12 protein-coding genes are annotated in these 20,267 nt (G+C 48.8%); 5 read left to right on the top strand and 7 right to left on the bottom strand.

Features of this window, described 5'->3' with window-relative positions; translation table 11 throughout:
* The first annotated feature begins 364 nt into the window (after positions 1-364).
* The 3 genes from QZV86_RS02420 to QZV86_RS02410 are packed head-to-tail and all read left to right on the top strand — an operon-like array spanning position 365 to position 9,911.
* A complete protein-coding gene (locus QZV86_RS02420; protein ID WP_295623685.1) occupies positions 365-3,733 on the top strand; it encodes a hypothetical protein in 3,369 nt (1,122 codons plus the stop codon).
* 9 nt (positions 3,734-3,742) lie between these two features.
* Positions 3,743-9,709 carry a DEAD/DEAH box helicase gene (locus QZV86_RS02415; RefSeq protein ID WP_295623684.1) on the top strand — a complete coding sequence of 1,989 codons (5,967 nt, stop codon included), beginning with the start codon at positions 3,743-3,745 and terminating at the stop codon, positions 9,707-9,709.
* Between the two features lie 37 nt (positions 9,710-9,746).
* Positions 9,747-9,911, top strand: a complete 165-nt coding sequence (locus QZV86_RS02410) for a hypothetical protein (protein ID WP_295623683.1) — start codon at positions 9,747-9,749, stop codon at positions 9,909-9,911.
* A gap of 165 nt (positions 9,912-10,076) precedes the next feature.
* Here QZV86_RS02410 and QZV86_RS02405 read toward each other — a convergent pair whose 3' ends face one another.
* The 5 genes from QZV86_RS02405 to QZV86_RS02385 all read right to left on the bottom strand — a co-directional run bounded on the left by QZV86_RS02405 (position 10,077) and on the right by QZV86_RS02385 (position 16,085).
* Positions 10,077-10,607 (bottom strand): CinA family protein, encoded by a 531-nt coding sequence (locus tag QZV86_RS02405; RefSeq protein WP_295623682.1) that lies wholly within the window; start codon positions 10,605-10,607, stop codon positions 10,077-10,079.
* 7 nt (positions 10,608-10,614) lie between these two features.
* On the bottom strand, positions 10,615-11,451 hold the full coding sequence (locus QZV86_RS02400; RefSeq protein WP_295623681.1) for an alpha/beta hydrolase: 837 nt from the start codon (positions 11,449-11,451) through the stop codon (positions 10,615-10,617).
* Between the two features lie 11 nt (positions 11,452-11,462).
* Complete coding sequence (locus QZV86_RS02395) at positions 11,463-11,987, bottom strand: DUF2141 domain-containing protein (RefSeq protein ID WP_295623680.1); 525 nt, start codon at positions 11,985-11,987, stop codon at positions 11,463-11,465.
* Between the two features lie 141 nt (positions 11,988-12,128).
* Complete coding sequence (locus tag QZV86_RS02390; RefSeq protein ID WP_295623679.1) at positions 12,129-15,368, bottom strand: DUF748 domain-containing protein; 3,240 nt, start codon at positions 15,366-15,368, stop codon at positions 12,129-12,131.
* Positions 15,369-15,620: 252 nt separating this feature from the next.
* Positions 15,621-16,085: an FKBP-type peptidyl-prolyl cis-trans isomerase gene (locus QZV86_RS02385; RefSeq protein WP_295623678.1), complete on the bottom strand. Its 465-nt coding sequence runs from the start codon at positions 16,083-16,085 to the stop codon at positions 15,621-15,623.
* A 174-nt stretch (positions 16,086-16,259) separates the two neighbouring features.
* Between QZV86_RS02385 and QZV86_RS02380 the strand changes: the two genes are divergently transcribed.
* Together QZV86_RS02380 and QZV86_RS02375 are read left to right on the top strand one after the other, a co-directional pair.
* The gene (locus QZV86_RS02380) at positions 16,260-16,715 is read left to right on the top strand and encodes a YbaN family protein (RefSeq protein ID WP_292919493.1); all 456 of its coding nucleotides are present in this window, start codon (positions 16,260-16,262) and stop codon (positions 16,713-16,715) included.
* A 62-nt stretch (positions 16,716-16,777) separates the two neighbouring features.
* Positions 16,778-18,244 (top strand): DUF4139 domain-containing protein, encoded by a 1,467-nt coding sequence (locus tag QZV86_RS02375; protein WP_295623677.1) that lies wholly within the window; start codon positions 16,778-16,780, stop codon positions 18,242-18,244.
* A gap of 19 nt (positions 18,245-18,263) precedes the next feature.
* On the opposite strand, the gene QZV86_RS02370 is transcribed toward QZV86_RS02375, so the two are convergent.
* Together QZV86_RS02370 and QZV86_RS02365 are read right to left on the bottom strand one after the other, a co-directional pair.
* Entirely contained in the window at positions 18,264-18,995 is a 732-nt protein-coding gene (locus QZV86_RS02370; RefSeq protein WP_295623676.1) for a PmeII family type II restriction endonuclease, read from the bottom strand.
* Complete coding sequence (locus QZV86_RS02365; protein WP_295623675.1) at positions 18,955-19,833, bottom strand: site-specific DNA-methyltransferase; 879 nt, start codon at positions 19,831-19,833, stop codon at positions 18,955-18,957. The genes QZV86_RS02370 and QZV86_RS02365 overlap by 41 nt, the downstream gene beginning before the upstream one ends.
* Positions 19,834-20,267: the final 434 nt, after the last annotated feature.

The raw sequence follows: 20,267 nt of genomic DNA, 5'->3' as shown, positions 1-20,267 counted from the left end.
AATACAAGATTGTCCCGATACTTGAGACATTCTAAAGCGGTTGGTTGCGGAAGAAAAGAACCTATTATCAAGTCCAAAATAACATCACCTCGAAATATAGCTCTAACTGGCAACAAGGAGTGTGTTGCTGGAGCAACGCCTGGGGCTTTCACTGATATATTGGATGAGCATGAGTGTGGGCCGGAAGAAGTGTGAGCGAGAAAAGAAAAATATAACCAAGAAGGTAATAGTAGAGCAGTGAAAATTGACTAACGTGTTATTCTAAAACAGAAACTGTGAATAGCAAGTAGGGAGAAAAATGGCAGCGCAAAGCCCCGAAGCATTACGCCTTTGGCTCTGGCTCAACCAGTCGGAGAAATTTGTCATGAAGGCGATCCGGAAAAGCGACATCCCTTTCCTAGGATTGCTTGGAGAGACCTTGACTTTGGAAATGCGCCAGGAAATGACCAAAGCGATTGCCGCAGAACCGACCGTGAGAGGGTACATTAATCGACTAGAATTCCATCCAGCGCTGTTCTCGGTCAATCTGGCTTGGCATGTGATGCAAGGAATGGGGCAAAGCGGGCATTTTTCACTTTACCCGCACATTCAAGAAGCCTTATGCATGGATAGAGAACCCAACCAAGCTGAACGAGAGCAGCTTTGGCATGCTTTCCGTCGGGCTTTGCTACATCTTGGACTTGAGCCATCACCACGCACCTCCGGCCCCCATTTCATGGTCAATGAATATCTGCGTCAGGCTGGGGTGCCGCTTCCCTTCGTGGATGATCTGGCGAGGAAGATGTTGTCTTTCGCCCGCAAGGTCGGCATGCCGGACGATGACGATCCCGAAGGCATTGTGAGTTGGCAAGCGGCATTGGATGCGAGATTGGAGATGCCTTTCAGCCAGACAGCGCGTAAGTCGCTGGCTTTTGATCGGCATGGATACTACACGCGAATTTTCTTGCGCGTCTATGCTGCGGGAGGAGTACTTCGGGATGCAACTAATAAACTTGATCTGGCAATGGAACAGGCTTTCAAGGAAAGTGGGGTGTCCACGCTGCGGCGTACTGTTCTGCCACGTGTTATTTTCCACGACGGCTATCTAGGCATGTTCTTTCCCGGTGGCGAAGAACAGGAATGGACGGTCACAGTGGATGACGTCGCCCGACAATACCGCATCGGAGCTGAGGATCGCTTCTTTCCGATCAGCCAGCCTTTGCCATGCGAGGTGGTGGTGCGCAATCAATCGAACGACCAGAAGATGCGGGTCACTTTGTGGGAGGATGACAAATCCAACCGGATGCTCTTTTTCTCTGATACTGGTCGTCTGGCTGGTCGTGGTCAACTGGCGCAGAAAGAACCGCTGACCCTGTCGCCCGGCTCGTATATAGTGCTGGCTCGTTTCGAGCCCGCCGGTATGAATGCGGAAGAGATTACGGATGAGCCGAGATTGTTTTCCTTCCCGCTATCCCTGCATCCTGGAAAAAGTCATATTCTCAGCAATGGCCCCGTTTATTTGGATGTGCATGCGGATAGCGAACCCTTGGCTTATTGGCGGGGCGATCACCATGCCAGCAAGGAAGGAGTGGAGTTTCTGCATGGATCGGTTGGACTGGAAGTGGAGGTTCCCAGTGATTGGCTAAGCCTGGATGCGAGTTTTGATCTGACTCTGTTTCCTGGCGAAAGGGGTGAGAAACAGGTAATTCCTCTCAAATTGGATGCGAACGGACGATGTGTGGTGAGTGTTTCAGGAATGGCTTCGGAAGCAAATTGGAGGCCTGGTCTCATGCGCTTGTTGGTAGAATTGCGCCGTAGGAGTGAGTCGCGGGTTCTGCTGCGCAGCTCTAGCCTGTATTGGCTTGGTTTAAATGAGATCAGCCGAGAACTGCGATTTCGCTGCGCTGCCTTCCCCGAAAATCTAAAACTCGAATTCAGCGAGAACTTGGTGTGCAGTGGTGATGACCTGAAGCCTAAAGACACCAATGCGCGAGGCGTTCGTCTGGTTTTTGCCTTGAGCGAAAAACGTAAGCAAAGTCTAACTTGGAACATGCCGGGCGTTTTCGTGGAAGTCGAGGAAGTTGTTGAGAGCGGCTTGAAGAACCCTATCCGGAGGGTCTTGGGTAGTACAGAATCGGTATCGCTGACTTCCGCCAAGCAGATCGTGGTGAGTGCCAGCGATCCTGGTATCCTTAGTCTGGGAGAGTGGTCACAACGAGTGGATTTTGCTCGGCATTCAATCAGAATGTTATCCGCTGCTTTTCTGGCAAGCCGGTTGACACCCCAATTCAACATGCTTATCTATGTGAATGAGGTTACCGGTACGGAGCTGTCTTTGTTGCGGCTGACACAGCCTCACGAAGTAAATGGATTCACGACCCGGGTGCAGGGTGGGCAGATTGATATTCGCCTGCATGTGTCAGAAAGTTTAGAAGCGCTGTCTGTGCGGGTACTGGCGCTGCTGTCTGAAGAGGATGATATTTTTACATTGCAGGCAAACGCGAGCGAATGGACGAATACGCGCTTTGGGCGAGCCCGTTTGATGGTGATAGGAGGAAACCAGGGCGGCTATGATGCGCATCTTTATATCAATCTGGATTTGTGGCCAGCGGGGGCATGGTTATTCAATTTGGATGGCCAGATAAAGGGGGTCTGGGGACATCTTGAGAATAGCCGTCAGGATGTGTTTGCCGCCGGTTTCCTGTTGGGCAAGGGTGGTCAGATTCTCTCCCATCAGGCATGGCGCGACCAGGTGCAGGTACTTGAGGACAAGTCCGCATGTGAACTCCTTCAACGGATTCATGCTGCCTTGTTGGTCTGCTACGCGCAAGAAGCCTGGGATGGACTGTCCTGGCTGGTTTTCACGTGGAAAACGCTGACTGAGCGGTGGCGCGGACGCGAGGTAATGGCGCTGACCACATTGTCCGACCTGGTCGCCATGCGGCCGCCGGAGGGCGTGTCGACGAGTTGGTTACCTCAGCTTGCCATTGCGGCTACCTTGCCCGGTTTGTTCGCTTTACCGGCTGAGGAATACCGGCGGGTGAATGAAAAAGCACACCCAATTTCCCGCTCTCTCAGGGCAATGGGAAATGTAGTCGCACAGTGGCCGAGCATCTTTTCTGATCTACTTCACTTCGCTTTCGCTGCAGGGTTTGCAAATTTTCCGGCTATCTCAAAGGGTGCACTCCCTAAAGGTTTCGATCCGAAACGATATTGCGATGCCATGCGTAGCGTGACCGAATTGGAATACGTCTATAAGCTTGCTGACGATGCCTTCCTGCCTGGGCCGGGTGATTATCTGGGGCCGTTACACTATCGCCATGCCTGGCGCGCAATGGAAACTGCCTATGAGAACACCCTGCAAGGCAACGGTGTTTGGCGCGGGCAAGGAATTGGGCTGGCACAACATGCGCACAGAGTGATACCGAGCTTGGATGGGCGATTTATTCCCCCTTGTTGTCAAGGACAAGCGCCGCATCTCACTCCTTGGCCAGTTAATCTGGATGAAGCGGTTGACGACCAGATACTCCAGCAACGGGAAAATCTCAATCACATTGCCCATCTCCTAGCGAGTTTCGCGTTCGCTTGTCGTCAGGAAGTCCGCCAGTCAGGCGAATTGAGTAATTACCTGAATTTACTCAATAAATCAAATATTCCGCTGGATGGGCCGCTGGCCTTCCTGCTCCAGATTGGCAATGCATTGTTTGCTTACTACCTACTGTTGTGGGAAGTAGTTCTGAAGGCCGATACATAGAGAGAAACCATGAACGAATCCAATCCGATTGCCTTGGCTGATGAACTTAAGGCCATCCTTGAACGCTACATTGCCACGACCCTGCCAATCAGCCGCCGCTATCCTCTATTAGCCGAGCGATTCCGTGCGGAACTGGCGCAACAGCATCTGGTGGAAGGTCCGTATGTGGAAGCATTGCCGGATTTCGAGAAGGGAGTCACATTGCCTGAGTTGACGCGAAGCCGTGGCGGTTTTCTGCATGACGCTCTGGCGGAGTTACCCAAGGCGAAGGAACGGCGATTGCATTTTCACCAGCAACGCGCTCTGGAGCTCTCGGCGCGAGATGGAAAAAGCCTGCTGGTCGCTACAGGCACTGGCAGCGGCAAGACCGAGACATTTTTATATCCCATCGCTAACATGCTGCTTAACGATCCAGAGCCGGACAAGCCCGGTGTGCGAGCGTTGCTGATCTATCCTATGAACGCGCTGGCCAACGACCAGCTTTATTACCGCATTGCCCCTCTGTTTGGGCGCCATCTGGAAGAGCACGGCATTACATTCGGGCGCTACACCGGCCAGGTGAAAGCAAATACCAAGCGTAGCGAAGAAGAAAGCCGTCTTTTTTTCAACCAAAAGCTCATGCATGCCTTGGGCGAGCAAGACCGGATTCCGGCCAATTGGTGGCTAACCCGCGAGGAAATGCTGAACGATCCGCCCAAGGTACTGATTACCAACTATGCCATGCTGGAACACTTGCTTCTGCTGCCGCGCAATGCCCGTTTGTTTTCCGCCAATGCCTTGCGTTGCATCGTGCTTGACGAAATCCATACCTACAGCGGGGCGCAGGCGACCGAAGTGGCTTTCCTGCTGCGTAAGCTCAAGAACCGGTTGGGTATTAAGGCGCCGCTTCAAGTATTCGGCACCAGTGCTAGCCTGGCCGAGGGAAAAGATGATATTGAGAAGCGCGAGATTGAAGAAAAGCTCAAGACCTTCGCCCGTGACCTCTTCGCTGAAGAGGTTCATGAAGTGGTGCGCGGCAAACGTATCGTGCATGATCGTTTGCGGCAGGTCGTAGCACGAGAGTTTTCCTTATCAGCAATGGAATGGATCAAACTAGGCGGAGTGCTGGAGGAAGTAGCTCGTCTCCACGATGAGGATTTCCGGACTAACAGTTGGAACGATTGTCTGAATCGCAATAACCTGGATCGGGCAGAGTTACTGGGAACATCGGGGCAATCTCTTGGCGCCTTTCTGGAGGCATGTTTCGCCACCAATAGGGAAATACGTTGTGTTGCCGCATCACTGGATCAGACCGGGGTGAAGGATTTTCGTGAATTGGCCCGGCGAGTATTCGATTCCCCTGCGGATCCCTTGAGCGATGCCGAGCGTTATCAGGCACTCAGTGCTGTTATCCGAATGGGCATGTTGGCACGGGTGGATGAGGATAGCTTTCCATTGCTGCCGGGGCGCTATCATATTGCCGTCAACAGCATTGAAGGTATCGCCGTGCGCCCCGATGGCGATGGCGAGGGCTGGCGAGAAATAAAAGCTGCCCGCCATCATCATGACGATCAATTCGGTTATTTTTACCCGATGATGGTTTGCCGCAAGTGTGGCCAGCCCTATCTGGAAGGTTTTGAAGAATCCGGCCGCTTGCATCCGCGTCGCCCCGATCAGGGGGAAAGCAGTGTCGAGCGGCGCGTGTATTGGCTGGGAAAACCCAGCGATCATGTGGATGACGAAGCGGATGAGAGCGAGGAGACAGAAGCAACGCCATACCAGAAGCACTGGCTCAATCCCCTGACCGGTGAATTGGCTGCCAGCGAGGAAGCAATCCCGCTGTTTGCCATTCAAACCGAGCACGACGAAGATGAAAAGGCTTGGTATGTGCGTCAATGCCCGGCATGTGGCGGTCGTGCCAGCGGAGCCGAAGCAGAGATCATTACCCGTATGCATCCCGGCAACGAGGCCTTGGGCAGTGTGGTGACGCAACGGGTTTTGGAAGCGCTTCCGGGTGCTGAAATTGACCACAGCGATCCACGTCCGGCCCAAGGGCGTAACCTGCTCAGCTTTTCGGATAACCGCCAGGACGCCGCTTTTTTTGCGCCGTATTTCGAGCGTACCGCTGCTGATCTGGCCTTGCGTAGCGCCATTCGTCAGGTTTTGAAGGCGCGCGACCAGCCTTTGGATGTGCGGCAGTTGGCCGAGCAAGTCTTCAAGCAATGGCAAGGCGATGGACGGCAACCCATCTTGCTGGATGCCAATGGCGACATTAGAACCGACCGCCAGGATGTGACCAGTCAATTGCTGGGCGCGATAGGCGCGGAATTCTGCACGCCCGCCGGGCGGCGCAACTCACTGGAAGCTCTTGGAGTGGCACGCGTAACTTATGAATTGAACAAGCTTAAGTTGCTGCGTCAGAAAGTTCTGAGTTTCTGGCCAGAGGAATTGCCCAAGGACGAGGTCAGCGTGGACGCCTTGATTCACTTTCTGCTGGAAAACATCCGGCGAGAAAAGGCTTTGGCTAGATTTTACGGCGTTGATCTGCGCGATGAGTTTACATGGGGCAATTATAATCAGCACAGAAGCTTCGACATTGAGGGTGGTGATGACGCAGTAAAATTCAGGTGGCTACCGTCCCTGAAGCGCCACAACCGGCGAACCTGGTATTTAGTCGAACAATTGCGCTTGCCGCATGAACAGGCTTTCGCTTTCCTGCGCCAGTTTTGGGATGCCATGATCAAGCCGCCAGTATCCTTGATGATGAGGCACAATCCCGGCTTCGCTCTGGATGGGGAATCCATCCGCATTGCCACCAGCGACCACTGGCCTCTGTATGTTTGCAAGAACTGCGGACTGCGCCAGCCACATGTACTAAAGGGATGTTGCACTGCTTTCCACTGCCGAGGCGAAGTTGAAGAGATTGGCGCAGAAGAACGCGAGATGATGCGAGCTCGTAACCATTATCTCGCTTCTTACGAGGAATCGAACCATGTCACGGTACGGGCAAGGGAACACACGGCATCCCTTTCAACAGACTTGCGTGAAACGATAGAGCGGGATTTTTCCGAGGGCCGCATCAATGTTCTATCCTGTACGACGACGATGGAGATGGGTGTCGATCTTGGTGACCTGGAGGCGGTGATAAACCTCAATGTGCCGCCGGGTATCGCTAACTACCAGCAACGTACGGGACGTGCCGGACGTCGCGCTCAGGCGGCCCCATTCTGTGTGACGGTGGCGCGCAATACCAATTATGACCAATCGGTCTTCCGTGATTTCAGTCGTTATCTCGGGTCACAGCCCGGCATTCCCTTCATTCGGTTGGGCAACCCTGAACTATTCTGGCGCCACCAGCAGTCGATCCTGTTGGCGCACTTTCTGCGGCAGAAAATTACCGATCAGGACATCAACGCACCCTCGCTGAAGCATTTGTTTGGCGATGTTTTCGGGCAGGAGGCTATCCGTGTATTCACAGATGAAATTATGCAGTGGTTGGAAGCCGAGCCCGGCAAGCAAGCGATACTGGAGGCGGAAGCCCTGCGTGACCAATTGCCAATGGCGCTACGCGCCATTGGCTCCAGCGGCTTGGATCTCGTTCAGCGCTTTACAGCTCATATGCGCGAATTCGCTGCCGAGGTCAGCGAACGTTGGGTGAAATATACAGAGAAGATGACGGAAACGGCCCTGACAAGCGACTTCAAGAAGGCTGCATACTGGCAAAGAATGCGCGATGATTATATGGGGCAGTTTTTGGTCAACCAGCTTTCCAGTCGGGGTTTGATCCCTACTTACAGCTTCCCGGTGCATTCACTGAGCCTGGAAGTGATTCAGGAAAACCGGAATCAGCAAGGACAGGGCTGGGGCAATGGAGATGTGGCACTCAGCCGGGATGCCAGCCAAGGCATCAGCGAATATGCGCCAGGCGCTGAGGTGGTTGCAAACGGGCGTATCTGGACCAGCTATGGATTGGCGCATTACCCCAAGGCTTTTATGCCGGAACGCTGGTATATGGCCTGTGAGGAGTGTTTTCATGTGGATATCGGCGAGACGAAGGAGGAATTGCCGATGGCTTGCTCTAATTGCAACGCCATCGAGGGTAGGCGCAAGCGCAGGTTCATTGAACCGCATGGTTTCGTCACCAGCTATGCAGACCGCAAGGGGCGCGATCCAGGCAGCAACCGACGGCGGGTCAAGCCTGCGGACGAGGCGCGTCTTATCGCCTCGCCGCGTGACGAAATATTTTCGGATACCGGTCTTCCTTTTCTGCGCACCGCCTTGCTGAACCCGCGCGGCCGGGAACAGGACGGGCTGCGCGGCACTTTGTTCATCGCCAATAGAGGTGGCTATGGCGAGGGGTATGTGCGTTGCCCGCTCTGTAATTTTGCCGACACGATCAAGCCGCAGGGAGGTAAGAAACCTGCGAAGAGCAAGAAAAAAGAGCCGGACGGTAATGGTGCAACAAATGGAAGCGGTATCCAGCTCCCCCACGACGATCCTCTTACCGGTCAGCATTGTCCAAATAAACAGTTATCCAGGCTCGGTTTGGATTTTGTGCATCGCTTCGATACCGATGTGCGTTTGTTCCGATTTCTTCAGCCACTACCCGATCCCGGAGACGCTGACGTTACCGCGCGACGTTTTCATGATCGGTTGGCACGCACGCTTTCCGAGGCTTTGCGCCTGGCGGTAATCGACCAGTTGCAGGTGCAGCCTGGTGAGGTGCGCGCCACTTACCGGCTTTATGGCGCAACGGGCAACACGCTAGAAGTAGTGCTTTATGATGCAGTGCCCGGAGGCGCGGGGTATTGCGCGCACTTGGGCGAAGCCGGCTTATCCTTTGGCGGGTTGCTTCGCCGTACTCGTGATCGTCTGGATTGCAAAGTGCAGTGCGACTCAGCTTGTCGTGCCTGTTTGTGCGACTATGGAAATCAGCGTCATTGGGACAGTTTTGAACGACTTCCCGCTCTAGCCTGGCTTGATGCGCTGCTCAACCCGAACGCGCAACAAGCTGGACCAGGAAACTACGTGCGCTGGGCCAAGCCAAGTTTGGCGGGGCTGAACGAGCGACTGGTTAATTACTCCGCGATCCATCTGGTTGCGCGCAGCTTGGTCGAGCAGACTGCCCATTCCGAGGAAAACCTCAACTTACTTTTGTTATGGCTGCAAGCGGGCAAGACTGTACATATCTATTTGGACAACAAACTGAAAGAAAAACCCAATGAACGGGCAGCGCTAACCATTTATCGATACCTCAGTCCCTATGTTCAGGAAAAGCGGTTGTGCTTGTACCAGATACCCGCTGGTGCCGGCATAGATTGGAGCCAGCTTCCTAGGGTTTTTGTCGGCAGCGATGTAGGCATGCCCATCATACGACAGCATTTCGCAGTGCAAGCTCTAATCGAGGGATTGGTTGCTGCGCCCGCTGATATCGGAATCATTGATGATACGCTCAGTGTAGAACTGAATCGACTGATTTTCCTTTCCGTGCCTTTGCCACAAGATGTTCTACGTGAGGGCGAGCGTATGTCTTTATGGGAATTACATGCAGGCGAAAAACGAGATTTCGCCAACATTTTCAGTGTCGTGGTCGGATGCTGGGTTAAGAACCTTGTGATCCGAGATCCTTACTGTGGTGCAAGGCCAAACCGGGAGAAACTTAAATCCTTCCTTGCTACCATTAAATTGTTGGTTGGTGAAATCCAGCATGCGGCCATCCACTGCAAGGAAAATCGCGACAAGGATGGGGACGTGGAGTTTTATCTGGATGTAGAAAGGTATGTGGATGACATCCTAATCTCACTCGGAATGGATAACAGGTGTGTGGAAGTGCGGCCTCTAAAAGGAGGGGGACGCACTTTCCATGACAGAGAAATCGACATTACGACAGTAACTGATGACGGTTATGAAACGGCATACCGATTCTTTCTGACCGGAGGAATTGATTATCTGATGGATGAGCGATGTGCGACACGAATATTTTGTGTGCGGCTATGACGATGCTAGAGCATAAAAACGCGTCATTCCGCCTTTAATGCCAAGATGGTTTGCACGCTATGGCTTTGCAGGCGCGATCATCTCCTTCGCCGGAGAAAGCGCAGCAGAAAAAGTCGAGATACTGAAAGAACTCGGCGTCACGATTTGTCCCACACCGTCACTGATGGGGCAAACCGTCGCGCAAGTCCTGGCGAAACTGTAACCAGCTATGCTCAAAATAGAAAAACTTGGAAGCGCCAGTTCCCGGGTTTTTCTATTTTGAATCAAACTAAGCTGGATATGATTTAACGTGCTGGTGGCGAAAGTCTCACTTATCACAACGGCGACTGGTACGTAAAAAAACGGAGAATGGCCTGTGCAAGGACTGTCACGCTACCGCAATTGCGTTATCCAACAAATCCAATATGCCCTGCAAGGCAGTAGTTACCGCTGAATGCCTGATGGTTTCACGATCACCTGTGAAGTAATGGGTTTGCTGTTGCACCGGGCCATCCTTGCTGACCCACGCAAAACACACCATCCCCACCGGTTTTGTGGCTGTCCCGCCGTCGGGTCCGGCAATGCCGGTAATCGATACGCTGATTTGCGCATGACTTCTGTGGAGTGCGCCGATAGCCATTTCTTGCGCCGCTTGTGGCGATACGGAACCAAATTGATCTAGCGTACTTTGTTGTACGCCCAGCATTTCGCATTTGGATTTATTGCTGTACGTGATAAATCCCCGTTCGTACCAGTCTGAGCTGCCTGCTACGGTGGTGACCGCTTGACCAACCCAACCGCCGGTGCAGGATTCGGCTGTTGCTAGCATCCATTCACGCTGCTCAAGGGCTTCTCCAACGCGCAGTGCTAGATCGGAAATGGCTTGATCGTCATCAAGAATTTGTGATTCGCGGGTCATCGGTAAGCTACCGTGAAAATTTTAATGGGGAGTTCAGATGTTGATCCATAAATGCGCCCAGAGCTCTTTGCCACGTGGGTTGCATAAATATGAAACCATTATTGTGACCGCCTTCCAAAGTTAAGAAATGTTTCGGCTCGGAAGCCGCCTGAAACAATTGCTGGCTATGCTGAAACGGGACGATTTCATCTTGTGGGCTGTGCGCGATAAAAACCGGGCAAGTCACCGAATGCAGTGATTCAAGCGTGTTGTAATCAAAGCGGCTGATCCAGCGTACCGGAAGAAACGGATATATTTGTGCAGCTAGAGCGGGAACCGAAGTAAACGTCGAAGCTAGCACCAGCAGACCGGGTTTTTCGCGGGTGGTTAGCCAAGCCGCCACAGCGCCACCGAGCGATTCGCCAAATAATACAATTTGCTCAGATGCAATCTTTTGCGTCACGGTCAAATGCTGCCAAGCAGCTTCGGCATCCAGATAAGTGCCGGATTCCGACGGTGTTCCGCTGCTCTGGCCATAACCTCGGTAGTCAAACAATAAGGTGTTATAACCCAATCGGCTGAACATGGTCAGATAATTAATGCGATGCGAAATATTTCCGGCATTGCCGTGAAAGAACAATACCGTGCCTTTGGCATCCGGCACGGGCACCCACCATCCATGCAGTGTTTCACCATCAGCAGTGGCGATGCTCACCGATGAATAATCCAGACCGAACATTGCCGGCGTATTGCTGAGTTGCTTGTCCGGGAAATACACCATACGAGATTGACCCACATAGATCAATAAAACCAATGCAAGGTACGAAACCGCCAGCAAAGAAAATAGAGTCAGTAGCATGCGCATGAGATGATGGATCAGGGCTGCTTCAGATCAATCACGATATCCGCACCCAGGTTGGTGGTCGTGAATGCCGAATCGCTGAATTTCGGAAAGCCAACCTGCTGTTCAGGGTTGTTCGATAAGCCAAACGGTTCGTTCGGCAATAGATTCCATCGTTTTCTTAATTTACGGTTTCCATCCAGATCATGATAAGCCGATACTGCGTAGGTGCCGGGCTGTTCCAAATTGATACAGACTTTCTGCGGTTCCTCTGTCGCCGGAGCGCGAACCTTGCGTGTGCGCCCTTTCTTGAACAGAAAATGCTCCGGGTCATGGTATAACTCAACGTTCAGCACGCCACCTGGTTGCACCCCATTGACGGTTACCCTGATTTGCGCGAGGTCTGCATTGCAGGCATCGGGAGCTTCATCCGGATTGATATTGAATTCTTCCGCAGCATGAGTCTGCGTGCAGATCAGAAAGCCCAGTACCAGCACCCAGGGCAGTTGCCGGGAAAATGTGAACAATGGTCGTGGCGTCTTGGATTGGATGGTTTTCATCGGTATGATTTTTTTGGTTTGCAACGTATGAATAGTTTACTATAACCGATTCGCTCAGAATAAAGTCATACAACCGAAGAAAAACGCCATCTGTTCCGGAAATGTATGAACAAAGAGCGACTGCAAAACTTGAAGCCGATCTCACTTCAATGAAAACTCAACCCGACTACCTGCTTTTTGGTCGTCTACTTCTGCTTCATGACTGATGATAAATATCCGGTCGCTGGCAACTTCGCCATTTTCGATCAGCCAGTTGCGTGCCGCATTGGCGCGGTTTTCTGCCAGTACCTCCAAGTCATTATCATGTATCTCGGTATGCTCAAGCATCAGTTGCTCCATTTCGGCATCAGGAATGCTTTTAGTTAACCCGATAAGATTGGTGGGTTTTTCGAAGGTTTCTTTTTTATAGGCCATTTCAAGGTATTCGCTATATTCTTCCGGAGCTAAGATCACATCCGCAAGAGTGGTGCTGGCAACGCCTTTCTTGATATCCTCGGCTAACTTCTGTGCTTTCACTTTGTTTTGCAGTATGGCGAGTTTCAGGCCTTCATGATCCGCGACAGGGTCAACGTGGCTGGAAATTTCCAATTCCAGAGACGGGCGGTCATTTAAAATTCCGGCCAAGGCTTGCAGACGTTGCAGGGATTCGTCTTCGATAGTCGCAAAACCCGGAGTGAAGGTAATTTCAGATAATTCTTCGCCACCTTCAAATGCTGCACCCAGTAATGCAAAAGGAGAAGTAATCGCTTTAGTGATGAGGTTTAAGAATGCCTTGAAAATAATGTCGCCAAGGTTAAATTCGGGATCATTAATCGATCCCTTGAGCGGCAGGTGTATGTCAATTTCACCGCGGCGGTTTTTAAGCAGGGTGAGCGCAAGGTCAAGCGGCAGGGAAGCGGCATCCTCGCGATCGACTTTTTCGCCGAGAGTCAGTTGATCCAGAAATATTTTGTTGTCAGCGGATAAAGCACCATTCTCGATTTGGTAGTTAACATCTGCCGACAGCTTACCTTTTTCAATTGCATAACCAACAAATTTTTCCGAATAAGGACTGAGCGGCGGCAAATCAATATCCTTAACTTTTGCCACGATATCCATTTGCAATTCAGTACCGAATGGATCGATCGATCCGCTGATTTTCAACGGTGAGGTTTTTCCGACCATGCCTTGTATATCAATTTTCCCGGATTTTCCGGTTTGCAATGGGCCGATCTGGCCTGACAACGCAGATAATTTGGCGTGGTAGTTTGGTTTAATAAACCGGTCATTGAAATGAATACTGCCTTGCTGCAGGAAGATGTTATCAATCCGAACGGGTGCTGTTTGTGGAGGCTGAGTTGGCTGAGTATCCGCAGGAGGAGAAGCATCGGCGATCGCTTCGACAGTATCTGGTGGAGTATCCTGTCGAACGATATGCTTGAGATTGAGACTGCCGTCTGGCCGGATTGTTACGCGTGCATAAAAATCGTTTAATTTTATTGCCTTTACATCGACACGGAGCGGTTCATTAACAAAATTCAGGTCGTTGATATCCAGTTCCTTCCAGCGCAGCAGGTCACGCGTAGTTTTTGGGTCAAATACATTGAAATTGGCTAGATTTCCGTGTCCGCCAAGCTGCATTTTCAGTGGATCACCCTGAGCCTTGATCGTGCCGCTAAAGGAAATATCACCACTGGTTAGTAAGGCAGTCAATTTGTCACCGCCCCAGCCTTGCAAGGACACCAGATCAACGTCATCAAGATTAAGCGCTAAATCCACCACAAGCGGCGCCCAGCCCAACGAACCGTCGACTTTGATTTGACCGCGTTGATTGACTTTAGCTTCTAATACAAGATTCGACGGCGTAGCACCACTCAAGTCAACGTTATCTATAGTGAGATTCAGGCTCTTAACAACCATCGGGGTAAGCTTTTCCAGTGTGAGATCTTCGTAACGCAGTGCAGCTTCATTGAGTTTTATGCGTTTGATTTGAGTAGTCCACTGCGTCTCGTTATTGTTGGTAGGCGCTTCTTTGTTCGCAGACGTAGGTGGAGCAACGGGATCACTAGGGATTGCTTTGCTTTCGGCTACTTTGATTCCGTCGGCATCAGGATAAGCCGGTTTTCTGCCCGGGATGGGTATATTTTTTTGCGCTTTTACCTCAGTTTTTTTGGCTGGTGTTTGAGTCTGCGTTTGAGTCTGCACTTGTGTATTGGTAGGCTCAAACATTCGGGTCAGGTCAATTTCACCGTCAGATTCCCGACGTAAGGTTGTATTCAGGCGATCCAGAACTATTTCATCCAAAGCAATCCGGCGCGATTTGATATTGATCAGAATGCGGTCGATAGCCAGTTGAGCGAGCGATAATGCAGGTTCACTTTCGCCTTCGCGCGTTAATTCGACTTGGTCCATTTTCAATTTAATTTGTGATGGTTGCTCACGCATCAAATCTACCTGGGTCAGTGCGATGTCCAGTTTTTTTACATCAGTTCGATAGGGTGCCGCTACCGTACTATCCTTTATGGCTAATTGCCGCAATGCTGTATTGCCGGTTAGCGTAATAGCGGGCGCTTGGTCCGGCTGCTGTGTAAATGTAACGAGCAAATCACTGTCGAAATAACCTGAAAGAAGTTTGATTCCCCGGGGCAAGGGCGCATATCGGTCAAACCCGGATAAGTCGATTTTATTGAATTTAAGCGCCAAGGTTGCTTCCTGTGGAACGGCGAATGGGCGCAGTTTGCCCTCCAACGAAAAAGGCGATTCATTAATTTTTGCGCTGAAATGTGGCTTTACCCAGTGTGTTATTGCACTTTCAAAATTAGCGATAATTGGAATGCCTAGGTTAATTTCAGTAATTTGATGATCAGTCTGCATGTGACGGTCAAGAAATTCAAAATGCCCCCCCTGGATCGTAATGTTGCTGATCGAGAATTTCGTGGCACGATCCTCTTCTTCCTCCTCATCCGAGGGTTGGCTGAATTTTTCCAGTAAATCAGAAATATTCAGTTGATCCTTTGTTTCTCGAATCAAACTAAATTTAGGATTTGTTAGAGCAATTGCGGTTATGACAGGCGCACGTTGCTTTAGCGACTCGATACTGAGATCGATATAAAACCTATCAAAGGAAAGTAGCGATTCACTTGATTCGCCAGTATCAGCTTTTACACCTACTTGAAAACCATGCACGATCAGCTCTAGCTTATGCGGTTTGATTTCAATCAAAGCGACTGTGACGGGGCGTTGCAACAGTTCGGACAGACGTATCTCAAGCTGAGATTTTGCGTATCCGGGCAACCAGAAATAGCTGAGCGCTGCCAACAAAATAATAAAAATCGCTATCACGCCGAGACTGATGCTCAGACGTTTGTGCCGAATGAAGCGTTGCGGTATGGTCGTAGTCATAGCAGTTCCTGTCATTCTTAGTTGATTATGAAACGCTCAGGTTGATTAAAGCGCCTCGCCACAACCGGCGAGGCATGTTCTTTAGGTTGACGGGTTTGCAACTCGCTGCTCTCAAGGAGCGAAGATTAAATCCGCAGCGACCAAATGGATTTAAGAATTGAAGGACAAATGAGCTATTGCGGAAACAACAAAATAACTTACTCAATAGCTCGATTTACAATATTTGTCTAACGGTTGAATGAAAAACAAATTTTAATAATGTGCATTTTTCTTAAAACCAATCAGTTCTACATCAAAAATCAGGGTAGCATTCGGTGGAATGATGTTTCCGGCACCTCGTGCACCATAGCCCATCGATGGCGGAATAATTAACGTGCGTTGCCCTCCGACTTTCATGCCTTGAACGCCTTGATCCCATCCTTTGATGACGCGCCCGGCACCCAACATGAATGAAAAATGTTCTTTACGATCATGAGAGCTGTCAAATTTGGGGCCTTTTTTCTCAGGCGCATCCTCATCATAAAGCCATCCGGTATAATGTACATTGACCGTCTTTCCAATTTCTGCTTCTTCGCCCGTGCCGACTTTGGTGTCAATTTTTTGCAACTCGGAACCATCTGCCGCCGCATGCTCTTTATAAGCAAATGCTGCGTGAGATAGCATTAGTAACGCGAACAGTACGAAGCTTAAATTTATTAGTGTTTTGATATTACGCATAATTTCCTCAAAAATAATATAGAATCCGGTTAATATGAATAATTAGCCTGTAGATATTATAACTGCTAACATAAATCCTTATCTGCAGCCGGTTGAAATGATGGTTGCTTTTTGAATCAAACTTAATTAAGTTTACCAATAAATATTTTTTCGAACCACATTACTCAATTAAAAATGCATGCATCGGAGCAGCAAAAAGTAAACCAGAACGAACGGCAAGTTGCAGCCGAGCAAGTGGCCGATTTGTTATGTTTACATGACTCGCCAGTTGTACGTATCCTGTATTTGAGCGCTGGTTTTCTGGCGTTGTTGCTGGGCGCGTTAGGAGCGATCTTGCCGGTGTTGCCTACCACGCCATTTGTGCTTTTGGCAGCTGCATGTTTCGCGCGTGGTTCAGAGCGCTTTCATCGTAAATTGCTGGAAAATCGGATAGCGGGCCCGATAATTCGCGAATGGAATATTTATCACAGTATCCCATATCGCGTCAAACGCTGGGTCTATTTTCTTATGTCATTATCATTCGGCAGTTCTATTTTAATCGTTCCCGAGCTATGGCAAAAGATCATGCTACTTGTGATTGGAAGTATTTTAGCTTTCTATATCTGGCGCATTCCTGTAAGAGAAGTCTGAGTCACTTTTACGGATCGAATTAATTGGGTTCACATTTAACCCGTCTTTAGGTTTTTCATGTCATGAATACTTTAAATCCTTTAAATCGCATCTCAAGCCAAGTTTTGTTGACCATTAGCTGCGTACTGTTCTTTTGTGATTCGGTGGCAAATGCCAAAACTGAAGAGCAACTGAGTACCCTTTCAGAGCAGAAATCAGTGGCGGTTACCATTTACAACAATGACTTGGCCCTGGTGAAGGATTTGCGCCAAATTGATCTCGTCAACAGAGACTTTAATCTGGCATGGCGCGATGTCAGTGCGCAAATACGACCGGAAACCGCATTGCTACGCAGTGTCAATCATCCAGGCAGTATTATGGTAGTTGAACAGAATTTCAATTTTGATTTGCTAACGCCACAAAACTTACTCAACAAATATATTGGACAAATGGTGACAATCATTAAAGTCAATCCGGTAACCGGTGTAGAAGGCAGGGAAAATGCAGTGGTATTGGCTACCAGCGGGGGCGTTGTATTAAAAATGGCCGATCGTATCGAAACAGGCATTCCCGGCCGCATTGTTTTTGAGAATGTGCCAAATAACTTGCGTGACCGCCCTACGCTGGTGATTCAGGGCAATCGTAACAATTCCGCAGCGCAGGAATTAGAGCTTAGCTATTTGACAACCGGCTTGTCCTGGAAAGCCGACTATGTTGCAGAGCTGAATGACGCAGATGATCAAATGGATTTGTCCGGCTGGGTCACGTTGACTAATACCAGCGGCACCCATTACGCCCAGGCAAAACTGCAATTGGTAGCTGGCGACATTAACCGGGTACAGCGGGAGCTTGCCACCCCCATGGCAATGCAAGGCAAAGCTACGTTTGATGTTGCGGAAGTATCAATGCATCAGGAATCTCTGATGGAATATCACTTATACAATCTGAATAGACCGACGACTCTGGCTGAAAATCAAACCAAGCAAGTTGCATTGCTCAACGCTGTCAACGTGCCCGTGCGTAAGGAGCTTGTTTTGATTGGTAACGATTACTACTATGCTTCCAGCTATGGTGATCTCGGGCAGAAACTAAAAGTAAGTGTATTTGTGCAATTTGACAATAAAGAATCGGTGCGGTTAGGCGTGCCTTTGCCCAAAGGCACAATGCGCGTGTATAAGCGCGATAAAATGAATAATGCACAGTTCGTCGGTGAAGATTGGCTCGATCACACGCCGATCAATGAGGTCGTGCGCTTGAAACTGGGACAATCGTTTGATGTCACAGCAGCCAAAAAACAAACCGATTTTAAACAGTTAAGCTCTGGAAATAATAATATTAATCGTTTTGAGAGCGCTTATGAGATTACGCTCAAGAATGCGAAAAAGGAAGCGGTTACGGTGCTTGTTCAAGAACCTATCCCTGGGGACTGGAAAATCATTGCAGAAAACCAGCCGCATAGTAAACCGGCTAGCAATATGGCCGAGTGGAAAGTAGAGGTGCCTGCGGAAGGATCTGCGTTAGTTAATTATCGCGTGCAGGTGAAGTATTGAGTAAAAGAATTTGCTAGGATTATATTCCAGAATTAAATCGAACTAATCCCTCCCAATCAATTTCTCCTGTATCCCTGCAAAAGCTATTTGAGAATTCCTTTGTGAATTTATTAATCATTTGTGCATAAGATCTTGCGAAGTCATCATTTTTTTCTTTTGCATTGTGTCCGAGCGGCTCAATTATTTCTGTGAATAATTCGTTGTTTCCTGATATAAATTCCCAAAAACGTTGCCCGCAATACTTGAAATAATCTCCTTTATCCGGCTTACTGTCCTTGCCGTAGCAGCACCCATTTACAGCAACGATGTTCAATTGCGAGTTACTGGTTCTCAAAGTCTTTTTTGCAGTCTTGAAGTCCGTCACCATTTTCGCTATTTGTGAACTATTACCCCAATTCGGTCCGGATTTGATCGTTACAATGTTTCTAATACTGTTGTTATCGAATTCAAGATCGATGCCTGTTATGCCTGATTTGCGACCATTATAAACTTTATCATTAATGAAAATAGCCAGCCCCTCCAGCCAGTCGCCAAAAATGGTTTCCTCGTTTGACGAGATATGTGCATCCACCAAGCCTTTTATTATTTGCTCAGCGGTTAGCACATTTTTTGCTTTAAACAGATAAGGGTTTTTTCGTTTGATAACTTGCGACAGTTTTAATCTGTCAAGGCTTTGGATACGTTTCTGATGGAAAATTCCAATATTTTCCTCAACGTATAGTGATACGTCTTTTAGGTTTAACTGTTTCATAAATCGCCTTAGGTTCGAAGAGGCATAATTCAACGGGTTTTAATTGCTTTTTTACCATTTCGCAGTACTCAGAAATGATATCGATACCAACTGAGTTTCGTTTCATTCGATTTGCAACAATTAACGTAGTTCCAGAACCCATAAATGGATCAAGTACTCTATCATTTTCTTTTGTAAAAAGTTTGATAAACCATTCAGGCAATTCTTCAGGAAAAGCTGCGCTATGATTTTTATTGTTACATTCTGTGGCTAAATGTAAAACATTTGCTGGATATGCCTTCTCCCTGTAAAGCCAGTTTGAAATATTTTTGCCAAATCCACTGCCAACTTTTGAGTTATCCCGAGTTTTATCGGCTTCAGAAAGATTTTTTAGTCTTGAATTTGCCCAATTACCCATCGGAACCATCACTTCTTCCTGATACATATTGAATTTTCTATTTTTGTTAAATTGAAGAAGTCGCTCCCAAGCATCACGGAAACGGTTAGGCCACTTTCCAGGATAGCAATTTTTCTTATGCCAAATAAACTCTTCCGTCCATAGCCATCCTTGTTTACGCATTTCTAGAATGAGCTCGATTACATAAGTGCTGCGTTCGCCTTCAACTACCTTTTCTTTGATGTTTAACACGAAAGTTCCAGTTGGTTTTAGAACTCTCAAAAGCTGCGCCGAAATTGGTAAAAACCATTCCACATATTTATCGTGGTGAATGCCACCATAAGTATTTTTGCGCTGATCTGCGTAAGGCGGCGATGTAATGATCAGGTCAATAGAATCATCGGGAAGCAGTTTTAATTGTTCTGCACTGTCGCCATGATAGATGTCAGTAGTTATTTCCATTTCATATATTCATTTGTTTAGGTGTTTTTTAGTATCATTTTTCTTGTCATGACTTTATCTATTAAACAGCGAGCAAGTTAAAATACAAACTCTTGCAAGTCAGTAGAAGGCGTTATCAGAATTATTTTTCATATAAAAAATCCTGATCAGGATGATACCAATAATCCCGCCTGCTGCATCAATAAAAAAATCTATGATAAGGGGAGTTCGGCCTTCGATATAGAGTTGTGAGAGGTGGTCACACTTGATTGGACAGTTTTTCCCATATTTTAAGTGGAAATCTCGCGTTAATGCCTACGCTGTATTTTGCATTGCAGGCAGGTTATCGAAGTAGAACTCATTGGGCGTTTTGTCGTCAAGCGCGGTGTGAGGTCTATATTGGGAGCTATAGTCAAATCTGGTGTATGAGAATCAAGCGACCTGCTGTTTTTGAT

The organism is uncultured Nitrosomonas sp. (assembly GCF_902826915.1).
In the GTDB taxonomy this organism is placed as follows: Bacteria; Pseudomonadota; Gammaproteobacteria; order Burkholderiales; family Nitrosomonadaceae; genus Nitrosomonas.
This window is presented reverse-complemented; position numbering and strand designations above follow the sequence as displayed.